The sequence below is a fragment of the Candidatus Neomicrothrix sp. genome, from assembly GCF_035329545.1.
Classification (GTDB): Bacteria; Actinomycetota; Acidimicrobiia; order Acidimicrobiales; family Microtrichaceae; genus Microthrix; species Microthrix subdominans.
In genome coordinates this window covers 17,618-40,052 of sequence record NZ_DAOLGP010000014.1, presented here as the reverse complement: position 1 = coordinate 40,052, position 22,435 = coordinate 17,618, and the positions used below count along the sequence as shown (strand labels likewise).

The 22,435-nt window shown below is 70.7% G+C and carries 21 protein-coding genes and 1 pseudogene; 2 read left to right on the top strand and 20 right to left on the bottom strand.

Features of this window, described 5'->3' with window-relative positions:
• Both carB and PKD89_RS09760 read right to left on the bottom strand, forming a co-directional pair.
• Positions 1 to 883: pseudogene (carB, locus tag PKD89_RS09765) on the bottom strand (carbamoyl-phosphate synthase large subunit); the annotation flags it as partial.
• A gap of 130 nt (positions 884 to 1,013) precedes the next feature.
• Positions 1,014 to 1,487: a c-type cytochrome gene (locus PKD89_RS09760; RefSeq protein WP_289010706.1), complete on the bottom strand. Its 474-nt coding sequence runs from the start codon at positions 1,485 to 1,487 to the stop codon at positions 1,014 to 1,016.
• 42 nt (positions 1,488 to 1,529) lie between these two features.
• Here PKD89_RS09760 and PKD89_RS09755 point away from each other — a divergent pair, with 42 nt between their 5' ends.
• Positions 1,530 to 2,024, top strand: a complete 495-nt coding sequence (locus PKD89_RS09755) for a DUF2505 family protein (protein WP_289010705.1) — start codon at positions 1,530 to 1,532, stop codon at positions 2,022 to 2,024.
• Between the two features lie 19 nt (positions 2,025 to 2,043).
• Here PKD89_RS09755 and carA read toward each other — a convergent pair whose 3' ends face one another.
• The 13 genes from carA to alaS all read right to left on the bottom strand — a co-directional run bounded on the left by carA (position 2,044) and on the right by alaS (position 15,208).
• Positions 2,044 to 3,126, bottom strand: coding sequence for a glutamine-hydrolyzing carbamoyl-phosphate synthase small subunit (gene carA / locus PKD89_RS09750; RefSeq protein ID WP_289010704.1), 1,083 nt, complete (start codon positions 3,124 to 3,126; stop codon positions 2,044 to 2,046).
• Positions 3,127 to 3,490: 364 nt separating this feature from the next.
• Positions 3,491 to 4,795: a dihydroorotase gene (locus PKD89_RS09745; RefSeq protein WP_324332410.1), complete on the bottom strand. Its 1,305-nt coding sequence runs from the start codon at positions 4,793 to 4,795 to the stop codon at positions 3,491 to 3,493.
• A complete protein-coding gene (locus PKD89_RS09740; protein ID WP_289010702.1) occupies positions 4,792 to 5,817 on the bottom strand; it encodes an aspartate carbamoyltransferase catalytic subunit in 1,026 nt (341 codons plus the stop codon). Before PKD89_RS09740 ends, PKD89_RS09745 begins: the two co-directional genes overlap by 4 nt.
• Positions 5,818 to 5,827: 10 nt before the next feature.
• Positions 5,828 to 6,415, bottom strand: a complete 588-nt coding sequence (pyrR, locus tag PKD89_RS09735; RefSeq protein ID WP_287379302.1) for a bifunctional pyr operon transcriptional regulator/uracil phosphoribosyltransferase PyrR — start codon at positions 6,413 to 6,415, stop codon at positions 5,828 to 5,830.
• Entirely contained in the window at positions 6,408 to 6,851 is a 444-nt protein-coding gene (gene nusB / locus PKD89_RS09730; RefSeq protein ID WP_289010701.1) for a transcription antitermination factor NusB, read from the bottom strand. Before nusB ends, pyrR begins: the two co-directional genes overlap by 8 nt.
• Positions 6,852 to 6,867: 16 nt before the next feature.
• Positions 6,868 to 7,431, bottom strand: coding sequence for an elongation factor P (gene efp, locus PKD89_RS09725; protein WP_287379300.1), 564 nt, complete (start codon positions 7,429 to 7,431; stop codon positions 6,868 to 6,870).
• Between the two features lie 54 nt (positions 7,432 to 7,485).
• Entirely contained in the window at positions 7,486 to 7,953 is a 468-nt protein-coding gene (locus PKD89_RS09720; RefSeq protein WP_287379299.1) for a type II 3-dehydroquinate dehydratase, read from the bottom strand.
• 13 nt (positions 7,954 to 7,966) lie between these two features.
• Entirely contained in the window at positions 7,967 to 9,001 is a 1,035-nt protein-coding gene (locus tag PKD89_RS09715; protein WP_287379298.1) for a 3-dehydroquinate synthase family protein, read from the bottom strand.
• A gap of 9 nt (positions 9,002 to 9,010) precedes the next feature.
• Entirely contained in the window at positions 9,011 to 9,652 is a 642-nt protein-coding gene (locus PKD89_RS09710) for a shikimate kinase (RefSeq protein WP_287379297.1), read from the bottom strand.
• Between the two features lie 64 nt (positions 9,653 to 9,716).
• Positions 9,717 to 10,583 carry a shikimate dehydrogenase gene (locus PKD89_RS09705; protein ID WP_287379296.1) on the bottom strand — a complete coding sequence of 289 codons (867 nt, stop codon included), beginning with the start codon at positions 10,581 to 10,583 and terminating at the stop codon, positions 9,717 to 9,719.
• A gap of 7 nt (positions 10,584 to 10,590) precedes the next feature.
• Complete coding sequence (gene mltG / locus PKD89_RS09700) at positions 10,591 to 12,090, bottom strand: endolytic transglycosylase MltG (protein WP_287379295.1); 1,500 nt, start codon at positions 12,088 to 12,090, stop codon at positions 10,591 to 10,593.
• On the bottom strand, positions 12,087 to 12,608 hold the full coding sequence (gene ruvX / locus PKD89_RS09695; RefSeq protein ID WP_287379294.1) for a Holliday junction resolvase RuvX: 522 nt from the start codon (positions 12,606 to 12,608) through the stop codon (positions 12,087 to 12,089). The genes mltG and ruvX overlap by 4 nt, the downstream gene beginning before the upstream one ends.
• A complete protein-coding gene (gene alaS, locus PKD89_RS09690) occupies positions 12,605 to 15,208 on the bottom strand; it encodes an alanine--tRNA ligase (RefSeq protein WP_287379293.1) in 2,604 nt (867 codons plus the stop codon). Before alaS ends, ruvX begins: the two co-directional genes overlap by 4 nt.
• A 59-nt stretch (positions 15,209 to 15,267) precedes the next feature.
• On the opposite strand from alaS, the gene PKD89_RS09685 reads away from it, so the two are divergent.
• Entirely contained in the window at positions 15,268 to 17,376 is a 2,109-nt protein-coding gene (locus tag PKD89_RS09685) for an ATP-dependent helicase (RefSeq protein WP_287379292.1), read from the top strand.
• Positions 17,377 to 17,382: 6 nt separating this feature from the next.
• Here the strand turns inward: PKD89_RS09685 and PKD89_RS09680 are convergent, their stop codons facing one another.
• The 5 genes from PKD89_RS09680 to aspS all read right to left on the bottom strand — a co-directional run bounded on the left by PKD89_RS09680 (position 17,383) and on the right by aspS (position 22,404).
• Entirely contained in the window at positions 17,383 to 18,045 is a 663-nt protein-coding gene (locus PKD89_RS09680; RefSeq protein WP_287379291.1) for a M23 family metallopeptidase, read from the bottom strand.
• Between the two features lie 69 nt (positions 18,046 to 18,114).
• On the bottom strand, positions 18,115 to 18,387 hold the full coding sequence (locus PKD89_RS09675; protein ID WP_287393152.1) for a hypothetical protein: 273 nt from the start codon (positions 18,385 to 18,387) through the stop codon (positions 18,115 to 18,117).
• Positions 18,384 to 19,787 (bottom strand): replication-associated recombination protein A, encoded by a 1,404-nt coding sequence (locus tag PKD89_RS09670; protein ID WP_289010700.1) that lies wholly within the window; start codon positions 19,785 to 19,787, stop codon positions 18,384 to 18,386. The genes PKD89_RS09675 and PKD89_RS09670 overlap by 4 nt, the downstream gene beginning before the upstream one ends.
• Positions 19,784 to 20,611: a phosphoribosylformimino-5-aminoimidazole carboxamide ribotide isomerase gene (gene hisA, locus PKD89_RS09665; RefSeq protein WP_289010699.1), complete on the bottom strand. Its 828-nt coding sequence runs from the start codon at positions 20,609 to 20,611 to the stop codon at positions 19,784 to 19,786. The genes PKD89_RS09670 and hisA overlap by 4 nt, the downstream gene beginning before the upstream one ends.
• The gene (gene aspS / locus PKD89_RS09660) at positions 20,608 to 22,404 is read right to left on the bottom strand and encodes an aspartate--tRNA ligase (protein ID WP_289010698.1); all 1,797 of its coding nucleotides are present in this window, start codon (positions 22,402 to 22,404) and stop codon (positions 20,608 to 20,610) included. The genes hisA and aspS overlap by 4 nt, the downstream gene beginning before the upstream one ends.
• Between the last annotated feature and the right edge of the window lie 31 nt (positions 22,405 to 22,435).

Here is a 22,435-nt window from a genome sequence, read left to right as displayed (position 1 = left end):
GTCCTCGGCGGGCGGGGTACCCCGAAAAATGCGGGTGGCCCCCGCCGGTCTCCACCCCGACCCGCCGGATGCAGGCGAATGCGGCGTCGCGCATCGTCTGGTACTCGACGTCGGAGAGGGTCTGGGCCGGGGCGACGGTGATCGAGTCCCCGGTGTGCACGCCCATCGGGTCGAAGTTCTCGATCGAGCACACGATCACGCAGTTGTCGGCGCCGTCGCGCATCACCTCGAGCTCAAACTCCTTCCAGCCAAGGATCGACTGCTCGATCAGGATCTCGGAGATCGGGCTGGCCTCGAGGCCCCGCTGGGCCAGGCGGGTGAACTCCTCGGGCGTCGAGGCGATGCCGGTGCCCCGTCCACCGAGGATGTACGCCGGTCGGATGATGGCTGGAAGGCCGAGCTCGGCGGCCACCGCCTCGGCCTCGGCCATGTCGTGGGCGACGCCGGAGTCGGGCACGGACAGACCGATCTCGATCATCGCGTCCTTGAACTGCGAACGGTCCTCGGCGGTGGCGATCGACTCGGCATTGGCGCCGATCAGCTCGATGCCCAGGCGCTCGAGGGTGCCGGCCTCGTGCAGTTCCATCGCCAGGTTGAGTGCGGTCTGGCCGCCGAGCGTGGCCAGCACGGCGTCGGGCCGCTCCCGTTCGAGGATGGCGGTCAGCACCTCGACGTCGAGGGGCTCGACGTAGGTCGCATCGGCGAAGTCCGGGTCGGTCATGATTGTGGCTGGGTTGGAGTTGGCCAGGATCACCCGGTAGCCCTCCTCGCGCAACACCCGGCAGGCCTGGGTGCCCGAGTAGTCGAACTCGCAGGCCTGGCCGATCACGATGGGGCCGGACCCGATCAGCAGGATCGATTCGAGGTCGTCACGACGCGGCATGTTGGCTCCCGGCGTGGGTTTCGAGGCGGAGGGGGGCGCACGGCGGCGCGGTGAGGACATGGGGGGAGGCCATCGAAAGGAGCAAGTTAGCAGCCGACGGCGGGGTGCCCGAGATGGGGGTCGGGGCCGCTCAATCCTTGGTCGAGGCGCCGTCGCCCAACGCCTCGATGTAGGCGATCACCTGGTCGAGCTGGGCGTCGTCGAGAGGCACCTTGGGCATGATCGGCTTGTATCCCTCGACGATCTCGCTCGCCGGGTCCGTGATCGCCCGCTCCAGGTACTCCCGGTCGGCGGTCACGGTGCTGCCGTCCTCCAAGGTCACCTCGGACCCGGCCAGCCCCGCCCAGCTGGGCCCGCGGGCGTTGTCGCCCCCGTCGGCCGAATGGCACTGCGTGCAGCCCCGATCGCGGGCGATGTCGCGGCCCGCGGCGGCATCGCCGGTGAGGCCGTCGGTGTCGTCGCTGGCGCACGCCCCGAGGGCGAGGGTCGCCGCAACGCACAGCCCGACCACTCCGACCAGGAGTCGCAGGGGACGGGGGCGTCGTGAAGGTGGGGTCGTGCGGGGCTCGAAGGCACCTGGATGACGGATTGCGTGAGGGGACATCGTCACCCAGCGTACCGGCGGCCATCGTGCCAAGATGGGCCGATGCGGTTTGCCGTCACCCAGACCTATCCGATCAGTCGCGATGAGGTGCTCGAGATGTACACCGGCACCGAGATGTGGGGGGAACTGTCCGGGTTCACCAAAGTGTCGGTGCCGGAGGTGGTCGACCGAACGAAGAAGGGCGACCTGGTCACGGTGCGCCTGCGCTACCGGTTCATCGCTCCCCTGCCCACTGCGGCGACCGCTGTGGTCAACCGCGACAAGTTGGTCTGGATCGAGGAGACGGTGACCGACCTCTCGGCCGGGACCGCCACCGTCGACTTCCAGCCCGAGAACTACGCCAGCAAGCTGGCGGCCTCGGCCGCAATTCGCTACGAGCAGCTCGACGACGCAACCAGCCGGAACGTGCAAGGTGATCTGAGGGTCAAGGTGCTGTTCGTCGGCGGCCAAGTTGAAAAGGCCATCACCTCGGGGCTGAGCGATCACCTGGCCCAGGAGGAGCGTGCGGTGCTCGACACACTCAAGCCCGCCGGCTAGGTCGCTCGGCGGCGCCGCCTCAGGTAGCGCGGGCGTCCATCAGCGCGGCAAAGCGGTTGAACAGGTAACCGCTGTCGTGGGGGCCGGGGCCCGCCTCGGGGTGGTACTGGACGCCCAGGGCCGCCACCTCGGTGCCGACGAACCCCTCGAGGGTCTGGTCGTTGAGGTTGATGTGGCTGAGCTCCACGCCGGCGATGCCCTGCGGGTCGACGCAGTAGTTGTGGTTCTGGCTGGTGATCTCGATCGTGTTGGTCAGCGTGTCCTGCACCGGGTGGTTGCCGCCGTGGTGCCCGAAGGGCAGCTTGTAGGTGCTGGCCCCCAGGGCGGTCGCCAGCAGCTGGTGGCCCATGCACACGCCGAAGACCGGCACCTGCCCGAGCAGTTCGGCGATCATCGCCGGGGCGTGGGTCACCGCCGCCGGGTCGCCGGGGCCGTTGGACAGAAACACGCCGTCGGGCTCGAGGGCCAGGATGTCATCGGAGCTCGAGCCGGCCGGTACCACGGAGACGGTGGCGAGCGGTTGGAGGTGGGCCAACAGGCTGGCCTTCATCCCGTAGTCAACCGCGACGACCCGGCGGGGACCACCGGGGCGCACGTAAGGCTCCGGGGTGGTCACCAGGCGGGTCAGGTCGTTGTTGTCGGTGCCGGTGGCACTGGATGCGGCGGCGCGCAGGTCGGTTTCGCTCGCGGTGCCGAACACGCCCGGCACCGCGCCGTGGTTGCGCAGGTGACGGGTGAGGCGGCGGGTGTCCACCCCGGCGATGCCGGCGATGCCGTGGCGCTTCAGCCACTCGTCCAGGCTTAGCTCGGCGCGCCAGCTGCTGTGGCGGCGGGCCAGGTCGCGGACGACGATGCCGGCGCAGCTGGGACGAGCCGACTCGTCGTCGAGGTCGGTCGTTCCGGTGTTGCCGATGTGGGGATAGGTGAAGGTGACGATCTGACCGGCGTAGCTCGGGTCGGACAGCACCTCCTGGTAACCGGAGAGCACGGTGTTGAACACCACCTCGCCGCTGCTGATCCCGCCCTCGGGGGCGGCACCGATCGCCTCTCCCTCGAAGAGCGAACCATCGCTCAGTACCAGTGCAGCCTCGGTCACGCTCACGCCAGTCCTCTCAACAGCTCAACCCCCACCCGGTCGGCCGGGTCGGTTCCGCCGGACACCGTACCGGCGCACGGGCGATCACCCGGAACTCGGGCGCACGACCCGCACCACACCTGCACCACGTCCGCTCCACGTCCGCTCCACACCCGCAACTGGGGAGCCCAAACAACCGCCAGGGCGCGGTGTGCACTCCCGAGTTGGAGACCCACCCGCAACTGGGGAGCCCAAACAACCACCAGACGGCAGTGTGCACTCCCGAGTTCGGGTTTGGGCGGGTGTGGGTGTCGGTTTGGGCGGGTGTGGGTGTCGGTTTGGGCGGATGTGGGTGTCGGTTTGGGTGGGTGGGGGTGGCCGGCCGGCCGGGTCAGCGTTGGGCGGCGCCGTCGATCACCACCGGCTCGCCGGCGCACACCGTGTGGCGCACCTTGCCGGTCACCCGACGGCCCGCATAGGGCACGTTGCGGCTGCGGGACGCACCGCCGGTGTCGTCGATCGTCCAGGTGGCGCTCGGGTCGATCACACACAGGTTGGCGGGCTCCCCAACCGCCACCGGCCGGCCCTGCTCGTCCATGCGGCCGATGACTGCGGGGCGCACCGACAACAGGCTGATCACGGCGTCGAGCGGCAATTGCAGCTCGGTGAGCGCCAGCGCCAGCGCGTACTCCAGGCCCAGCATGCCGGGAGGGGCCTGGTCGAAGGGCAGCTCCTTGCTGTCCGGCGTGTGGGGGGCGTGGTCGGTGGCGATGGCGTCGATCGTCCCGTCGGCCAGGCCCGCCTTCACCGCAGCCACGTCGGCCGGGGTGCGCAGGGGCGGGTGCACCTTGAAAAGCGGGTCGTACCCGACGCAGGCCTCGTCGGTCAGCGTGAAGTGATGGGGGGCCGCCTCGGCGGTGATCGTCTGGCCGGCGGCCTTCGCCTGACGCACCAGGTCGACCGAGCGGGCGGTCGAGAGGTGCAGGAAGTGCACCGGGGTGCCGGTCAGGCGGCTGAGCGCGATGTCGCGCATCACCATCAGTTCCTCGGCCTCCGCCGGCTGTCCGCTGAGACCCAGGCGGGACGAGACCGCGCCCTCGTGCATGCACGTGCCCTGCGACAACGAGGTCACCTCGCAGTGCTGGGCCAGGATGACGCCCAGCCCGCCGGCGTACTCGAGCGCACGACGCATCAGCGCGTCGTCCTGAACGCCGCTGCCGTCATCGGTGAACAGCGAGACGCCGAGGGCGGCCATCTCGGCCATCGGGGCCAACCGCTCCCCCGCCCGGTCGACCGTGATCGCACCGGAGGTATGCACGGCGCACGGTGCGGACCGACCCAGCTCGAGCACCTCGCGCACCACCTCGGCAGAGTCGATCGTCGGTGTGGTGTTGGGCATGGCCAACACGGCGGTGAACCCGCCGAGGGCGGCGGCGCGGCCGCCGCTCTCGATCGTCTCGGCCTCCTCCTTGCCCGGCTGGCGCAGGTGGGTGTGCAGGTCGACGAGCCCCGGGGAGACGACGCAGTCGCCGCAGTCCAACGTGATGTCGGCGGTCGCCTCGGTCGCCTCGGGGCCGATGGCTGCCACCAGGCCGTCGCGCACCAGGACATCGGCGGATGTGCCGTCCCCTCTGTCGCCCGGTGTCCAGGGGCGTCCGCCCCGGAGCTTGACCGTCGGGTTGGGACCAGTGCTCATCGGTGCTCCTCGGGGGGCGTCGGCTCGCCGTCTGCTCCGTCGATGTCTGCTCGGTCGGTGTCATTGCTCGGCTCGGCAGGCCCGGCGGTATCAGGGTTGGCGGTATCGGGGTTGGCGACCAACGCCCAGAACAGCACCGCCATGCGGGTGGGAACGCCGCTGGCCACCTGGGCGGTGATCAGGGAGCGGGGATCGTCGGCCGCCTCCGACGAGATCTCGAGCCCCCGCACCATCGGGCCGGGGTGCATCAGGTGGGCGTCGGCGCCGATGAGCCCCAGGCGCCGGGCGGTCAGCCCGTAGGTGGCGGTGTACTCCCGCAGCGTGGGGATCAGCGCCTCGCTCATGCGCTCCCGCTGGATCCTCAGCACGTAGACGACGTCGGCGGTGGCAAGCGCCGCGTCCAGGTCGTGGCCGACCCGCACCGGAAACGAGGCCACCTCGGGCGGCAACAGGGTGGGCGGGCCGACCAGCGTCACCTCGGCGCCAAGCGCGGTCATCGCCGCGATGTTCGAGCGGGCCACCCGGCTGTGGCGCACATCGCCCACCATGACGACGTGCAGGCCGTCGAGGCCCGGCCGGTCGAGGCGTCGGGTCAGCGTGTAGGTGTCGAGCAGCGCCTGGGTGGGGTGGCCGTGCTGGCCATCGCCCGCGTTGATCACCGAGGCGTCGGTCCAGCGGCTGATCTGGTGCGGAACCCCCGACGAACGGTGCCGCACCACGTAGGCATCCACCCGCATGGCGTCGATCGTCATAATCGTGTCTCGCACCGACTCGCCCTTGCTCATCGACGAGCTGCCCGACGAGAACCCCATCACGTCGGCCGACAGGCGGCGCGCCGCTGCCTCGAAGCTGAGCCGGGTGCGGGTCGAGTCCTCGAAGAAGCAGCTGACGACGGTGCGGCCCCGCAGCGCCGGGCTCTTGGGGATCGGCCGCGAGCTCACCTCGACCATCGTGTCGGTCAGCGTGTGCAGCTCCTCGAGGCCGGATCGGCCAAGGGATTCGATGTCCAGCAGGTCGCTCACCGGGGTTGCCTCACTTCACCAGCTCGCCCAGGTCGACCCCGTCGGGGCCGACATCGACCAGCTCCACCCGGCGGGTGGGCACCACCCGACCGACGTAATCCGGCGCGATCGGCAGCTCCCGGTGGCCGCGATCGACCATGACCGCCAGCTGCACCGCCCTGGGACGCCCCCAGTCGGCCAGCGCGTCGAGCGCCGCCCGCACGGTTCGCCCGGTGAACAATACGTCATCGGTGAGCACGACGGTCATGCCGGTGAGGTCGACCGGGATCGAGGTGGCCGCCTGGGGCAGCAACGGCCGGATGCCGACGTCGTCGCGGTGCATGACCACGTCGAGGGTGCCCACCGGCGGCGCAGCGACTGCTTCGGAGCTGGCGGCCGTGTCGAGCGCCGCCACCTCGACGGCCAGCTGGCGGGCCAGCTCGATGCCGCCGGTCTGCAACCCGATCAGCACGAGCGACCCGGTGCCCTCGTTGCGTTCGATGATCTCGCCGGCCATGCGCCGCCGGGCACGGTCCAGATCGTCGGCGTCCATCACCCGCACGCGGGGATGAAACGTGCCCCCGTAGGGCCGGGCCAGGCGCCGTTCGCGTTCAGCCATCGCCGCGCTGGGCCGAGCCGTGGCCCGTGCCGTCGGATCGAACGTCGTCGGCGAGCGTGGCCAGCACGCCGTTGACGAAGCTGCCCGAGTCGTCGGTGCCGTAGGTCTTGGCCAGCTCGACCGCCTCGTTCAACACGACCGCTGTCGGGATGTCGGGCCGTTCGGTCAGCTCCCAGACGGCCAGCCGCAGCACGGCCCGATCGATCGCCCCGAGGCGATGGATCGGCCAGTCGCCCGTGCGCTCGCCGAGCAGTTGATCGAGGCGTTCCTGGTTGGCCTCCACCCCGGCCAGCACCTCGGCGGTGTACTCGTCGGGTTCGACGACCACGTCGGCGACCATCGCCTCGGCGCCGAGGCTGCGGATCTCCGCCTCGTACAACAACAGCAACGCCTGCTCGCGCGCCTCGCGCCGGCCGCCGAGGACCGGGGACGGCACCGGGTCGCCCGCACCCTCAGGCACGGGTGAGGTACTCGCCGGTTCGGGTGTCCACCTTGACCGTGTCGGACTGGTTGACGAACAACGGGACCTGGAGGGTCTTGCCGGTCGACAGGGTGGCCGGCTTGGTGCCGCCCGAGGAGCGGTCGCCCTGAACGCCGGGTTCGGTCTGGGTGATCTCGAGGTCGACCGACGCCGGCAGGTCGATGCCGATGATCTCGTCGCCGTAGAACACGACGACGGCGGTGGAGTTGTCGGCCAGGTAGTCGGCTGCATCGCCCACGGTTTCGGGCGGCACGTGCAGCTGCTCGTAGGTGTTGGAGTCCATGAAGACGAAGTCGGCCCCGTCCCGGTACAGCATCGACATCTCGTTCTTGTCGACGATGGCCCGCTCCATCTTCTCGCCGGAACGCATCGTGCGCTCGAGCACGGCGCCGGTGCGGACGTTCTTCAGCTTGGTCCGCACGAAGGCGTGCCCCTTGCCGGGCTTCACGTGCTGGAACTCCACCAGGGTGAACAACCCGTCGTCGAGGTCGAGCGTCATCCCGTTCTTGAAGTCGGCGGTGGAGATTTGGGCCATGCGGTACCTCTGCTGTCTGGGGGGCGGCCCGTCAAGGCTAGTGGATGCCCTGGATCAGCCTTGGTCGAGCAGGTGGGCGACCGCCTCGATCGCCAGGCGGTATCCGTCGCCGCCGAACCCGGCGATCGTGCCGGTGGCCACCGGTGCCACCACCGAGGTTCGCCGCCAGGGTTCGCGGGCGTCGGGGTTGGACAGGTGCAGCTCGATCACCGGTCCCTCGAACGCGGCGAGCGCATCGTGCAGCGCCCAGGAGTAGTGGGTGAACGCACCGGGGTTGACGACGATGGCCCGGTGGCGGCCACGGGCTCGGTGCACCGCCTCCACCGCGTCGGCCTCGGCGTTGGTCGCCATCGCCTCGACCGCCAGTCCGAGCGCAGCTGCGGTCGTGGTGGCGGTCTCGACGTGGTCGGCCAGGGTGGCGGTACCGTAGATCTCCGGTTCCCGGCTGCCCAACAGGTTGAGGTTGGGCCCCGACAACAACAGCACCGTGGCTCGATCGTCGGCCGTGGCCGGGGCGCTCATCGGGTGGTCGTCGCTATCGGGTGGCATGCAGGGCCTCGACGATCAACCCGACGGGCACATCGGTCACCAGCTCGACCCCGTCGGGGCCGTCGAGCACGAAGGTCAGGCCGTCGAGCGCCTTCTTGTCGCGGCCCATCGCCGCCAGCAGGTCGTCGTCGCCCAGCGACGGATCCAGCCGGTCGACCAGCTCGTAGGAGGCGATCACCCGTCGGTGTTCGGCCACCGCGGCGGCATCGATGCGTCCCAGCCGCTGCGCCAGCTCGGCGGCGAAGATCAACCCCACCGCGACCGCCTCGCCGTGGGCCAGTGCGTGGTCGCTCACGGTTTCGATGGCGTGGGCCAGCGTGTGGCCGTAGTTGAGGATGGCCCGTCGGCCGCCCTCGCGCTCGTCGGAGGCGACGACCTCGGCCTTGATCTCGACGCAGCGGGCCACCCGGTCGACCAGGCTCAGGTCGTCGAGTCGACCGCCGCCCAGCCAGTGGTACTTGGCCACCTCGCCCATGCCGCAGCGCCACTCCCGCGGCGACAGCGTGTCGAGCGTCTCGGTGTCGCAGATCACCGCCGAGGGTTGCCAGAAGGCGCCGACCAGGTTCTTGCCCTCGGGCAGGTTGACGCCGGTCTTGCCGCCGATCGCCGCGTCGACCTGGGCGAGCAGCGTGGTGGCCACGTGCACGACCGGCAGGCCACGGTGGTAGCTGGCGGCGGCGAATCCGGCCACGTCGGTGACGAGGCCGCCGCCGAGGCCGACGACGCAGTCGGCGCGGTTGATGCCGGCCCGGGCAAACGACGACGTCAGCGCCTCGATCGCGGCCAGGTTCTTGTGGGCCTCGCCGCCGTCGATCGTGTGCACCGACACCGCCACGTCGAGCGCCGCCAGCGTCGAGTCCAGCCACGGCTGGTCGGCCTCGGTCACCAGGGCGACCCGGCGCGTCCCGGCCGGCAGCATCGAACCCAGTTGAAGGCGGGTCCCGTCACCGACCCGGACGTCGTAGGAGCGGTCCCCCAGATCGACGTTGACCTCTCGAACCGGCGCAGTCGTGTTGGGCACGTGTCGATCCTACCGGTCGTTGCCGCCGCCCACGCCGGTGGGTTGGGGTTGCGCCGGGAACTGGAGCAGCGCTGCGATCTGGTCGACCACCTGCGCCGGGTCGACGGCGGCGTCGATGCGATGGCCGGCGGTGGCCTCGTACAGCGGGCTGCGGGCCGCGGCCAGCTCGGCCAGGCGGAGGGCAGGATCGCCATCGTTGAGCAGCGGGCGGGGCGTGGCATCCGAGCCGAGTCGGTCGAGCAGTTGTCCGACCGGGACGTCGAGCCACACCACCGTCGAGCGGGTGACCAGGGTGGCCCGGTTGGCCTCGGAGGTGACGATGCCGCCGCCGGTGGCGACGACCACCTCGGTCGGGAGGGCCAGCACGCCGCGCAGCACCTCGGTCTCGACGGTGCGGAAGTGGTCCTCCCCCCGTTCGAACAGCTCGGGAATCGACTGCCCGGTCACCGCCTCGATCCTGTCGTCGAGATCCACCCAGCGCCAGCCCAACCGCTCGGCGAGCAGCCGGGCCACGGTGGACTTACCCGAGCCGGGCAGCCCGACGAGCGCCACGGGCAGTGCGCCGAGGTTCGGCGTGACCGGTGCCGTCACGGGTCGTCTCCGGCGCACCGGCGTCGGCAGGGGGGTCCCCTCGGTGGCATCCGCAGTCATGGCCAAACGCTAACCGGGCCGCCGGGTCGCTCGGTCCGCCCGGCGCGTCGGGCAAGCGCTCCGATTACCGCTCACGTCCCAGCTGGTCGAGGGCGGCGGCCGACATCGCATCGAGGGGCGCATCGAGGTCGGTCCACCAGGTGAAGACCTCGGCGGAGACGCCGACCAACAGCTCGACGCCGCCCAGGGTCGACAGGCCCCGACCCTTCGCTGCGACGAGCAGCGGCGTCTCGGTCGGGTGATACACCGCGTCGATCACCCAACACCGGGGAGACAGCAGCTCGACCTGCGCCAGCGCATGCTGTGGAGCAGGCCCCCCGATCATGCCGACCGGTGTGGTGTTGGCGACCAGGTCGGCGCCGCCCCAACCGGCGTCGTCGACCCGGTCGAGCGCCACGCCGACCCCGACCGCCCCGGCCAGCTGCGCCACCTCACGGGCGGCGTCGGCCCGGCGGGCGGCAACGGTCACCCGGGCGGCGCCGGCGCCGGCCAGCGCCGCGGTGAGCGCCCGAGCGGTGCCGCCGGCCCCCAGCACGATCGCGTTGCGCCCTGCCGCGTCCCAGCCGGCGGCTGAGAGGGCGTGGAGGAAACCGGTGCCGTCGGTGTTGTGGCCGACGAGCGACGTACCCACCCGCTTGGTGGCGTTGACAACGCCGAGCGAGACCGCCGCCGGGGTGAGCTCGTCGCAGCACGCTGCAGCGGTCGCCTTGTGCGGCATCGTCACCGACAGGCCTTCCAGACCGAGCGCCACCGCCCCCCGCAGTGCCGCCTCGACCCCGCCCGGCCGCACCGGCAGGGCGACGTAGGCCCAGTCGAGGCCGTGGGCGGCATAGGCGGCGTTGTGGATGGCGGGCGACAGGGAGTGCCGCACCGGATCGCCGATCACCCCCGCCAAGCGGGTGGCGCCGGAGATCAACTCGGGCGAGCGCACCCGCCGCTCACTGGATCACGCCCTCGTTGCGGGCCTTGTCTCTCAGCTCGATGAACTCCGCCTGGGTGTCGACGAACGCGTGAACGCCGGGTTCGACGAGCACGTAGTACATCCAGGCGCCCTCCTCGGGGGCGATGGCCGCCTTCAGCGACGCCCGCGAGGGAAGCCCCACCGGTGTGGGTGGCAGCCCCTGTTTGGTGCGCGTGTTGAACGGATCGGTCTCGTCGCGCAGCTCCTGGGTGGTCAGCTGGCCGCCGGGTTTGCCCTTCGAGTATACAGCGGTGGCGTCGATGCCGAGGATCTCCGGGGCCGCCAACCGGTTGTAGATCACCCGGGCGATCTGCGATCGCTCCTCGGGCGGCGTGCCGGCCTCCTTCTCGACCAGCGAGGCGACGATCACCGTCTCGTACGGGGTAAGCCCAACCTTCGCCTCGGAGTTCTGGAAGCCGAGCTCGTCGAGTTCGCTCGTCATCTGGTCGGCCAGCTTTTGGAGGATTGCTTCCGGTGTGGCGTCCTCGGAGAACTCGTAGGTGTCGGGGAACAGCATGCCCTCCCACTTGTTGTACTTGTCCGGCGGGATCTCGCCGTTCTCCAGCGGGGGCAGCTCGGCGGGCACGTACTTCGACGTCACCTTGCCCGAGTCCAGCGCGGCGAGGAAGTCCTCCTTGGAGATATCGGGAAACTGCTCCGCCAGGATGGTCAGGGCCTCGTCGAGTTCGACGCCCTCGGGGATGGTGACCCGGGAGGTGCCGACCGGGACCGGGCCCCCGTTAAGGACCTCGGTGACCTCGGCGAAACTCGAGTTCTTCTGCAGCTCGGGGTAGTCACCCGAACTCCAGCTGCCACCGGTGAAGCGGACGTACCAGCCGAACACCGACGCGTTGCTGATGATGCCGTTGTCCTCGAGCAGGAGCGCGACATCGGTGTCGGTGGCGCCCTCGGGAATGACGATGCCGACCGCCTTGCCGGGCTCGCCCGGGGGGTCGACCTTGCGCAGCACCCAAAAGACGGCACCGGCCGCCACCAACATGACGACACCCAACACAACGACCACGCCGATGATCCCGCGCCGGCCGCAGCCGTCGTTGCTGGCCAGGTCCTCGTAGCTCTGCTTGCGACCCGATCGCGGTGATGGCTCCGGCGGGGGCACGACGTCGGCGGGTGCCGGGTCCCACACGTCTCCGAGCGGCAGGCCGTGACCGTCAACCCATCCTCCGGCGCCGTCGTCGTAGACCGGACTGCCGTGCTCGTCGACGTAGCCGCCTTCCCCGTCCTCGTACACGAGGGTTTCCGCCGCCGGCCTTGCGTCCCGGGAAGGATCGTCGGGGTCGGCGACGATGACCGGGGTGCCGTCCTCGTAGACGAAGCCGCCGGCACCGTCGTCGAAGACGTGATTGTCCGCCTCGTCGGCGAAGGTGCCGTCGTCGTGTTGGAAGACCAGCACCGGAGTGCCGTGCCGGCCTTCCTCGTGCGCCGTGGTCTCCCAGTCGTCGGCCACGTCGTTCACCGGCTTCGCTCCGCGTCGAACGACCCCTGCTCGGTCAGCGCCAGATGAGCGCGCCGATCGAGCCACCCCTGAAGGATGACCGAGGCTGCGACGGCGTCGACGACGGCCCGGCGATTGCGGCCCGTCATGTTCAGTTGGTCCAACGAACGCTCCGCTGTGACGGTGGTCAAGCGCTCATCGTAGGTGAAAACCGGCACGTTCAGACAGCCTCGCAGCATTTCCACCTCGCGCAGGGCGCGCTGGGCGGCCGCTCGCTGCTGACCGTCGAGGGACACCGGCAGCCCGACGACCACCACGTCCACCTCGTACTCGTCGGCCAACCCGGCCAGGCGGCGGAAGTCGCCCGGGATGTCCTTGGTCCGCTGGATGGTCCGCAGCGGTGTGGCAACGCCCACCGCCCCGACCGCCACGCCGATGCGCTTGGTGCCGGGGTCGATGCCCAGCGCCCGCAGACGCCCTGGAGGCGGCAGCGCGTCCACCTCGGCCGGTAAGCCAGGGGTGTCGGCCGCGTCGTTCACGAGATCCCGAGCGCAGTGCGCAACATCTCGAGCGCCTCGTCGAGCCCGTCGGCGTTCTTCCCGCCGGCCACGGCCAGGTCGGCGCCCTTGCCGCCGCCGCCCGAGATCGCCTTGGCGGCGGGTGCCATCAGCTCGCCGGCGTGCAGGTCACCGTCCACGCTGGTGGCGACCACCAGCGTGACGCCCTTGCCGCCGGGGACGGCGCCGAGGACGACCGCTCGGATCCCGGGCCGGTCCCGCAGGGCCAGCGCCTGGTCGCGCACCTCGTCGCGGCTGGCCGCCTCCACCCGGGCGACGATCACCCCGTCGGTGGCGGTCTCGGCCAGCGACATCGCCTTGGATCGGGCTGCCTCGGTGCGCAGCTGGCCCACCTCTGCCCGCAGGGCCTTGTTGTCGTCGTTGCGTCGACGCATCGTCGCGAGCAGTTCGTCGCTTGAGGTTCCCAGCTCGGCGGCCAGCGCACCCAGCGTGGCCTCGTCACGACGGAGCAGCTCGATCGTGTTCAGCCCGGTCGAGGCCTCGATGCGTCGGATGTTCGACCCGATCGAAGCTTCGGAGGTGACCTTGACCGTGCCGATCTGGCCGAGCGCGCTCACGTGGGTGCCGCCGCACAGTTCGACCGACGGGCCCGCCTCCAGCACGCGGACGTCGTCGCCGTATTTCTCCCCGAAGAAGGCGATCGCGCCCCGCTCGTCGGCGTCGGAGCGGCTCATCTCCTCGTGGCTCACCGGCTCGCCGGTGAGCACCTCGCGGTTGACCAGGTCCTCGATGCGGACGATCTCGTCGGCGCTGAGCGCCTGGAAGTGGCTGAAGTCGAAGCGCAGGCGGGTCTCGTCGACCAGCGAGCCCTGCTGCTTGACGTGGTCGCCCAGCACCTGGCGCAGCGCCCAGTGCAGCAGGTGGGTGGCGGTGTGGTTGCGGCGGATGGCGTTGCGGCGTTCGACGTCGATCGATGCTGTGACCGTGTCCCCCGCCGACAGGCCGCCCACGTCGGGCGCTGCATCGTTCCCCAGCACGTGGCGGGTCAGCCCGGGCAGGGCGAAGGTGGTGTCGAGCACACGGGCGCTGCCCCCAGACCAGCTGAGCGTGCCCGTGTCGCCCACCTGGCCGCCGGACTCGGCATAGAACGGCGTGCGGTCGAGCACGACCGAGCCGCCGACGATGCCGAGCACGGTCGCCTCGGTCGTCGACACCTCCCGGCCGACGAACTCGGTGGGGCCGTTCTCGGTGATCAGCCGGCGAAACTCGTCGGCCGCCTCGCCCACCTCGACGCCGCCGCCCTTGGATGCCGCCTTGGCCCGGGCCCGCTGCTGTTCCATCTCGGCGTCGAAGCCGGCCAGGTCCACCTCGTGGCCTCGCAGCTGAGCCATCTCCTCGGTCACCTCGAGGGGGAACCCGTAGGTGTCGTGCAACTTGAAGGCCACCGCCCCGGGCAGGGTTGCATCGTCGTCGAGGCCGTCGAGCGCCTGGTCGAGCAGCGTCGATCCGTTGGCCAGCGTCGTGCGGAACTGGCCCTCCTCGCGTTCGGCGACGCCGAGGATCAGCTCGCTGTTGGTCCTCAGGTCGGGGTAGGCGTCGCCCATCATCTCGGCGCAGCGCTCGATCATCGGCACGAGCACCGCGTCGGACACGTCGAGGAGGTAGGCAAAGCGCACCGCCCGGCGCATGATGCGGCGCAGCACGTAACCGCGGTCCTCGTTGGAGGGGATCACGCCGTCCGAGATGAGAAAAGCCGTGCTGCGGGTATGGTCGGCCAGCAGCCGCAGGGCGATGTCGCCCAGGTCGCTGTCGCCCAGCGAGCGTCCGGTGACCTGCTCGGCGCCGCTGACCAGCTGGCGCATGCCGTCGGCGTCGTACAGCGAGGAGCTGCCCTCGGTAAGGGCCAGGGTGCGCTCGAAGCCGAGGCCGGTGTCGACGTTCGTGTTGGGCAGGTCGGTCAGCTGGCCGTCGGCGCCGCGGAAGTACTGGGTGAAGACCAGGTTCCAGAACTCGATGTAGCGCCACTCGGAGCCCTGGGCCGGCCCGCCGTCGGCGCCGAACTCCGGCCCGAAGTCGAAGAACAGCTCCGAGCTGGGCCCGCACGGGCCGGTCTCGCCCATCTCCCAGAAGTTGTCGGTGCCCATGCGCTGGATGCGCTGGCGGGGCAGGCCGACCACGTCCGCCCAGATCGCCTCGGCCTCGTCGTCGGTGGTATGCACGGTGGCCCAGATCCGGTCGCCATCGACCCCCAAGCCGCCCTCACCGACCGACGAGGTGACGAACTCCCAGGCCCAGGGGATCATCTCGGCCTTGAAGTAGTCGCCGAAGCTGAAGTTGCCCGCCATCTCGAAGAACGACAGATGGCGGGTGCTGCGACCGATCGCGTCGAGGTCGTTGTGCTTGCCGCCGGCCCGCACGCACTTCTGGATCGAGGACGCACGCGGCGGGTCGTAGGGCACCGCCTCCTCGCCCAGGAAGTACGACACGAAGGGCATCATGCCCGAGTTGGTGAACATCGGCGCCGAGGGGTGGTGTGGGATCAGCCCGGCGGAGGGCACCACCGTGTGGCCCCTCCGCTCAAAAAATCGGTCCCAGGCAGATCGCAGTTCATGTGCGCGCATAGCGGTCCGAGCCTACCGGCCCACGTGAGGGCTTCCCGCAGCGGTTACACTTCGAACGCATGTTCGCCCCATCCGCCGCCGACCACGTCAGCCCCGACCTGCTCAATCCCGAACAGCAGCGGGCGGTCCAGGCGCGCGGCGGTCACCTGCTGGTCGTCGCCGGCGCCGGCACCGGCAAGACGCGCACCCTGGTGGCCCGGGTGGTGGGGCTGATCGCCGACGGGGTCGATCCCAGCCGCATCCTGTTGTTGACCTTCACCCGCCGCAGCGCCGCCGAGATGTTGGGCCGGGTGGCAGCCGCCGAGCGGGACTGCTCGGGTGCCGCAGCGCAGGTGTGGGGCGGCACGTTTCACTCGGTGGCCAACCGCTTGTTGCGCACGTTCGGTGGCTCCGCCGGGTTGCCCCCCAACTTCACCGTGCTCGATCACGCCGACAGCACCGAGCTGATGGGGATGGTGCGCACCGAGGAGGGCTTCGGCGAACGGGCCAAGCGGTTCCCCAAGGCGCAGACCGTCGCCGCCATCTACAGCCGGGTGGTCAACAGCCAGGCCAAGCTGGCAGCGGTCCTCGAGGTGGACTACCCGTGGTGCGCCGATGATGGCGACGATCTAAAGACGATCTTTGCCGCCTACACCGCCGCCAAACGGCGCCATCACCTGCTCGACTACGACGATCTGTTGTTGTTCTGGCGTGGGGTGCTCGCCTCCCCCGCCGGCGCAGCGATGGCCGAGCGCTTCGACCACGTGCTCGTCGACGAGTACCAGGACACCAATCCGATCCAGTCCGACATCCTGCGTGCGCTGACCCGGGCGGGGACGCCGTACCAGGCCGGTACCCAGGTGTGCGCCGTCGGCGACGACGCCCAGGCGATCTACGGCTTTCGGTCGGCCTCGGTGGAGAACATGTGGGCGTTCGCCGAGCACTTCCCCGGCGCTTCGATCGTCACCCTGGAACGCAACTACCGATCGACCCAACCGATCCTGGCGGTGGCCAACGCCGTGCTGTCCGACACCACCCACTTCGCCAAGAAGCTGTGGACCACGCGCAGCGACGGGCCCCGGCCGATGCTGGCCACCCACCACGACGAGGGGGCCCAGAGCCGCGCCGTCGCCAACGCCGTGCTCGATGCCCGGGAGCGGGGGATCGACCTGCGCCAACAGGCGGTGCTGTTTCGCGCCGGCCATCACGGGGACTCGCTCGAGCTCGAGCTGACCCGGCGGGATATCCCCTACGTGAAGTTCGGCGGGCTGAAGTACCTGGAGGCGGCCCACGTCAAGGACCTGCTGGCGCAGCTGCGCATTCTGGAGAACCCCGCCGATGCGATGGCCTGGCACCGCGTGCTCGCCTCGTTGGACGGGGTGGGGCCGGCCACCGTCCGCCGGATCATCGCTGAACTGGGCCTGGTCGAGCCGGCGCCCGAGCCTTCCGGGGCGACCGCTGCTGCGTCGCTGGGCGACGATCCGTTGGGCCGTTTCATCGGCGGCGTGGGCGCCTTGCCGCCTGCGGCCACCGCCCAGGCCGCCGAGCTGCGCGCCGCGTTCGCCGACTGTCGGGGCGAGTCCCGGCCGCCGGCCGAGCAGGTGGAGCGCCTGGCGAGCTTCTGCGCGATGGTGTTTCCCGGCCGCTACGACAACGCTGATGTGCGGCTGGCCGACATCGGCCAGCTGGCCGCCAGCGCCGGCGGCTACCGCAGCCGATCCCGTTTCCTCGCCGAGCTGACCCTCGATCCCCCCGGCAAAACCTCCGAGCTCGCCGGTCCCCCGCACCTCGACGACGACTGGCTCACCCTGAGCACGATCCATTCGGCCAAGGGCGGCGAGTGGCGCGCCGTCCACGTGCTGCACGCCTCGGATGGCAACATCCCCTCCGACATGGCGCTCGGCGACGTCGACGCCATGGCCGAGGAGCTGCGCCTGCTGTACGTGGCACTCACCCGTGCCCGGGACGAGCTGTCGGTGCACGTGCCGTTGCGCTACCACGTCAACCGCCACGGTCACGACGACCGGCACCTGTACGGCCAGGTCAGCCGGTTCATCGAGCCGGCGCGCCATCTGTTCGAGGCCACGACCACTGCGGTGGATGCGACGCTCGACGAGGTGGTGGCCCTCGACGGCACGGTCGGGGTGGCCGACGAGGTCGACGCGCTGTTGGCATCCCTGTGGGATTGAGCGCCGTCAGCCGCAGCCGATCGCCTCGATCGTCTCGAGCGGGTCGCGATCGCCCCCCGAGCGCCAATCGTCGAGGAACGGTTGCGGGTAGGTAAGCCCCCGGCGGTTCTGCCAGCCGGTGAGGCACGCCGGGGACAGCCCGAAGTGGATGTGGCAGCCGGTTCCGGCGGCGTTACCGGTGTCGCCGACCGTTCCGACCTGGTCGCCCCCCGCAACCGACTGACCGGGTTCGACCGCCACCGACGCCAGGTGGCTGGTGTAGTAGCGCACGCCGCGATCGTCGACCAGCGACACGAACAGGCCGCTGCGGGTGGCCGGGTCGTCGCTGGCGCTGTCCCACTCGTCGGTCGTGGACACGTCCTCGATGACGCCATCGGTCACCGCCAACACCGGGGTTCCACAGGACGTGAACATGTCGGCCGCCGGGTAGTCGTGATGGCTCGAGTCGTAGTTGGTGTCCGCCGACGCCGACGGAAAGGTGAAGGTGCGGGGGCCGTCGGGCGCCGGGGCTGAGCCGGCGGGCACCTCGGTGCTGCCCGAGGGCGGCGCACGGCGCGCCGGATCGCTGATACGGCTGCCGAGCACCCCGGCGACGACGACCGCCACGATCACCGCGCACCCGAGCCCCAGCCACAACGCCGCTCGTCCGGACTTCGCCCGCCCGCTCACCCGGCCTCCATCGGACGCCCGTCGCCGCACCGAGTTCGTGGCGCCCGCGGCCCCGGCCCGCCGGCGTCGCTAGCGGCGCTGGGCACCGCTCCAGTCCCGCTCGTCCCACGGTTGCGCTCCGGCGGGACCCGCCGAACGCGCCTTGACCCGACCCTTGACCGCCCCTCCAACCTTGCCCGGAGCTCCCGCCGCCGCGCTGGTCAGCTTGCCGGCCGCCCCCTTGGCCAGGTTGGCCGGGGTGAGCTGTTCGCGCCTCGCCTGCAGCTCGGATTCGGCCCGCCGGGCGCCGACGACGCCTGCCGCAGCCCCGACCGCAAACCAGAATGCTCGCTTGGGAATCACGTCGTCTCCTCCCCCGCCGGCGTGGCGGGTTGGTCACTGGTCGTGTCGGGCTGTTCGACCGACGGTAGCGCCCCCCGGGCGGCCAGTCGCTGGGCGACGCGCCCCTCGTAGCCATGCTGGGACGGTTGGTAATAGCGCCGGCCGGCCACCACGTCGGGCAGGTACTGCTGATCGACCCAGCCGGATGGGTCGTCGTGCGGGTAGCGATAGCCGACGCCGTGACCCAGCCGTTTGGAGGCCTGGCCGGAGGTGTCGCGCAGCGGTGGCGGCACCTCGCCGACCAGCCCGCGTCCCACGTCCCCGAGCGCTGCGCCGATGCCCAGGTAGGCCCGGTTGGACTTGGGCGCCTGGGCCAGGTGGACGACCACCTGGGCCAGGTTGATCCGGGCCTCGGGCAGCCCGACCAGCTCGACCGCCTGGGCGCCGGCGGTGGCGACCACCAGCGCCATCGGGTCGGCCTCGCCGATGTCCTCGGAGGCCGAGATCACCAAACGGCGGGCGATGAAGCGGGGGTCCTCCCCCGCCTCGAGCATGCGGGCCAGCCAGTACAGGCCGGCGTCGGGGTCCGACCCCCGGATCGACTTGATGAACGCCGACGCAACGTCGTAGTGGGCGTCCACGCCGTAGCGCACCGCCTTGGCTCCCATCGCCCCCTCGACGTCGACCAGCGACAGGTCGATGGCCTCGGCGGGCGCCCCGGCCCCGGCCCGCGCCCGGGCCAGGCTGATCGCCACCTCAAGCGTGGTCAGCAGATGGCGACCGTCCCCTGCCGCCGCCACCGCCAGCACCTCAAGCGCCTCCTCCAGGCCACCATCGCCTGGCGGCCCGGTGGAGGTGAGCCCCTCGGCGGCGAGGCCCCGCCGGGCAAGGGTGACCAGCGCGTCGTCGTTCAGTGGCTCAAGGCGGAAAAGCACCGACCGCGACAACAGTGCCGAGTTGACGCTGAAGCCCGGGTTCTCGGTCGTGGCGCCGATCAGGATCACCAAACCGGTCTCGACCGCCGGCAACAGCGCATCCTGTTGGGCCTTGTTGAAGCGATGGACCTCGTCGAGAAACAAGATGGTGCGCCGGCCCCGCTCCCCCAGCCGGGCCTGGGCACCGGCGATCACCTCGCGCACGTCCTTGACGGTCGAGGTCACCGCCGAGCGGGCCTCGAGATGGGCCGACGAGGCGCCGGCGATCAATCGGGCCAGGGTGGTTTTCCCCGTGCCGGGAGGGCCCCACAGCACCACCGATGACAGCTTGTCGGCCTCGACGAGCACCCGCATCGGCTTGCCCGGCCCCAACAGGTGTTCCTGTCCGACGACCTCCTCGAGCGACCGTGGCCGCAACCGGTCGGCGAGGGGCGCCGACGCGGCGGCGAGTTCGTCGGCTGCGGCGCTGAAGAGGTCACCGCTCACGGGGAGGGCGGGCCCACCGCTGCCGCCTGCCGGCGGTTCCAGTCGACGCACTCCTCGTAGCTGGCGCCGGTGCCTCCAAACAGGTCGAGGGCCGACCCGATCGTCAGGTCGACGCGGCCGTCGGAACGTTCGGCGACCAGATCGAGGTCCTCGATCGACCGGGCCCCACCGGCATAGGTCACCGGTCGTCCGCCCCACCGGCCGAGCAGTTCGACCAGCTCGGCATCGATGCCCTCCTGGCGGCCTTCGACATCGGCGGCGTGCACGAGCAGCTCGGAGGCGTGCTCGGCCACGTCGTCGAGCGCGGACGGGGTGATCTCCAGGTTGGTCAGGCGCTGCCAGCGGTCCATCGCCACCACCCACCGGGTGTTGGCGGCACCATCCGAGGCGTCATCGTCGACCGGGAGGCGCCGCGCGGACAGGTCGACGACCAGCGACTCGGCACCCACCTCGGAGGAGAGGCGGGCGAGCGCCTGGGGGTGGAACCGTCCACGGTCGTCGAAGAGTGACGAGGTCACGATGACCGCTGAGGCTCCGGCCTCCAACCACATGGAGGCGTTGGTGACGTTGACCCCTCCACCCAGTTGCAACCCGTCGGGATAGGCGGCCAGCGCCCGGCGTGCGGATGCGTCGTTCTCGGGCCCCAGCTTGATGACGTGCCCACCGGTCAGCCCGTCGGAGCGATAGCGCTCGGCGAAGTAGGCGGCAGGGCGTTCGCTGCGGTGGTTGGTGACCGTCGACGAACCGTCGTCGGAGTAGGTGCCGCCGACGAGCTGGACGACCGCTCCCCCGGCGAGATCGATACAGGGCCGAAAGCGGGTCATGTCGTGGGCGGCAGCAGGCGCAGCCCCAGCTCGTCGAGCTGGTCGGCCCCGATTGGGCCCGGCGACCCGGTCAGCGGATCGGCGCCGCTCTGGGTCTTGGGGAAGGCGATGACCTCCCGGATGTTCTCCTCGCCGGCCAGGATGGCGACCAGCCGGTCGATGCCGTAGGCGAAGCCGGCGTGGGGCGGGGCGCCGAAGCGCAGCGCCTCCAACAGGAAGCCGAAGTTGCGCTCGGCCTCCTCGTCGGAGATGCCGAGCAGAGCGAACACGGCCGACTGCACGTCGCTGCGGTGGATCCGTACGCCGCCGGAGCCCAGCTCCCAGCCGTTGATCACCAGGTCGTAGCTCTGGCTGCGCACCTTGAGCAGGTCGCGAGGATCGTCCAGCTCGCCGGCCGCGCCGGCCTGAAGCAGTGCCAGGTCGTCCTCGTGGCACATCGTGAACGGGTTGTGGGCCGGCACCGGCCGGCCGGTCACGTCGTCGATCTCCTCGAACAGCGGGAAGTCGACCACCCAGCGAACCTGCACGCCGCCCTCGGCGATCGGGGGTCGGCCCAGCTCGAGACGCAGCAACCCGAGCACGTGGGTGGTGCGCCGCCACTCGTCGGCCACGAGCAGCAAGAGGTCGCCCTCGACGGCTTCGGTGCGTTCGGTGAGGGCCGAGATCTCGGTCTCGGAGAGGAACTTGGCGACCGGCGAGTCGAGCCCGTCGGCCTTCACCCGCATCCACACCAGGCCCTTGGCGCCCCAGCGCTTGGCCGATTCGGTCAGCTCGTCCAGGCGACGCCGTGTGAGCTCCGCTCCCCCAGGCACCCGGATCGCCTTGATCGACGGTGCTTTGAAGGCGTTGAAGCCGGTCTCGGCGAACACACCGGTCACCTCGCACAACAACATGTCGAAACGGACGTCGGGCTTGTCCGAGCCGTAGGTGTCGATCGCGTCGTGCCAGCTGATGCGCTCGATCTCGCCGACCGGCCGACCGGTGACGCCCTCGATCGCCGCCGAGATCGTCGACCCGATCACGTCGAGCACCTCGTCGCGGCTGGCGAAGGCCAGCTCGGCGTCGAGCTGGGCGAACTCGTACTGGCGGTCGGCCCGCAGGTCCTCGTCGCGCAGGCAACGGGCGATCTGGTAGTAGCGGTCGATGCCGCCGACCATGCACAGCTGCTTGTACATCTGGGGAGATTGGGGCAGGGCGTAAAAGGTGCCCGGGTGCTGACGGGAGGGCACGACGAAGTCGCGGGCGCCCTCCGGGGTGGACGCGATCAGCATCGGGGTTTCGATTTCGACAAACCCCTCGTCCTCCATGGCGGTTCGGATCGAGGAGTTCACCCGGGCGCGCATGCGCAGGTTGGACTGCATCTTCTCGCGCCGCAGGTCGACGTAGCGGTGCCGCAGGCGGATCGTCTCGTCGACCGCGTCGGCCCGCTCGTCGACGGGGAAGGGCGGCGGCTTGGCCGCGCTGAGCACCTCCACCTCGGCCTCGCCGATCTCGACCTCGCCGGTGGCCAGGTCGGCGTTGACCGTGCCCTCGGGGCGGGGGCGGACGACGCCGGTGATCTTCACCACCCACTCGGAGCGGACGTCGACGTCGTGGTCGACCACGCACTGGATGACGCCGGTGTGGTCGCGCAGGTCGATGAACGCCAGGTGCTCGCCGTGCTCGCGTCGCCGGGCCACCCAGCCGGCCACGCTGACCCGCTCACCGACGTTGGCGGCCCGCAGCTCCCCACAGCGGTGGGTGCGGTAGGGCGCATTGGCGGATACGGCGGGGGTGTCTTCGATGCTCGGCACGGGGATCGATCCTACCGACCGGCGCCGGCCG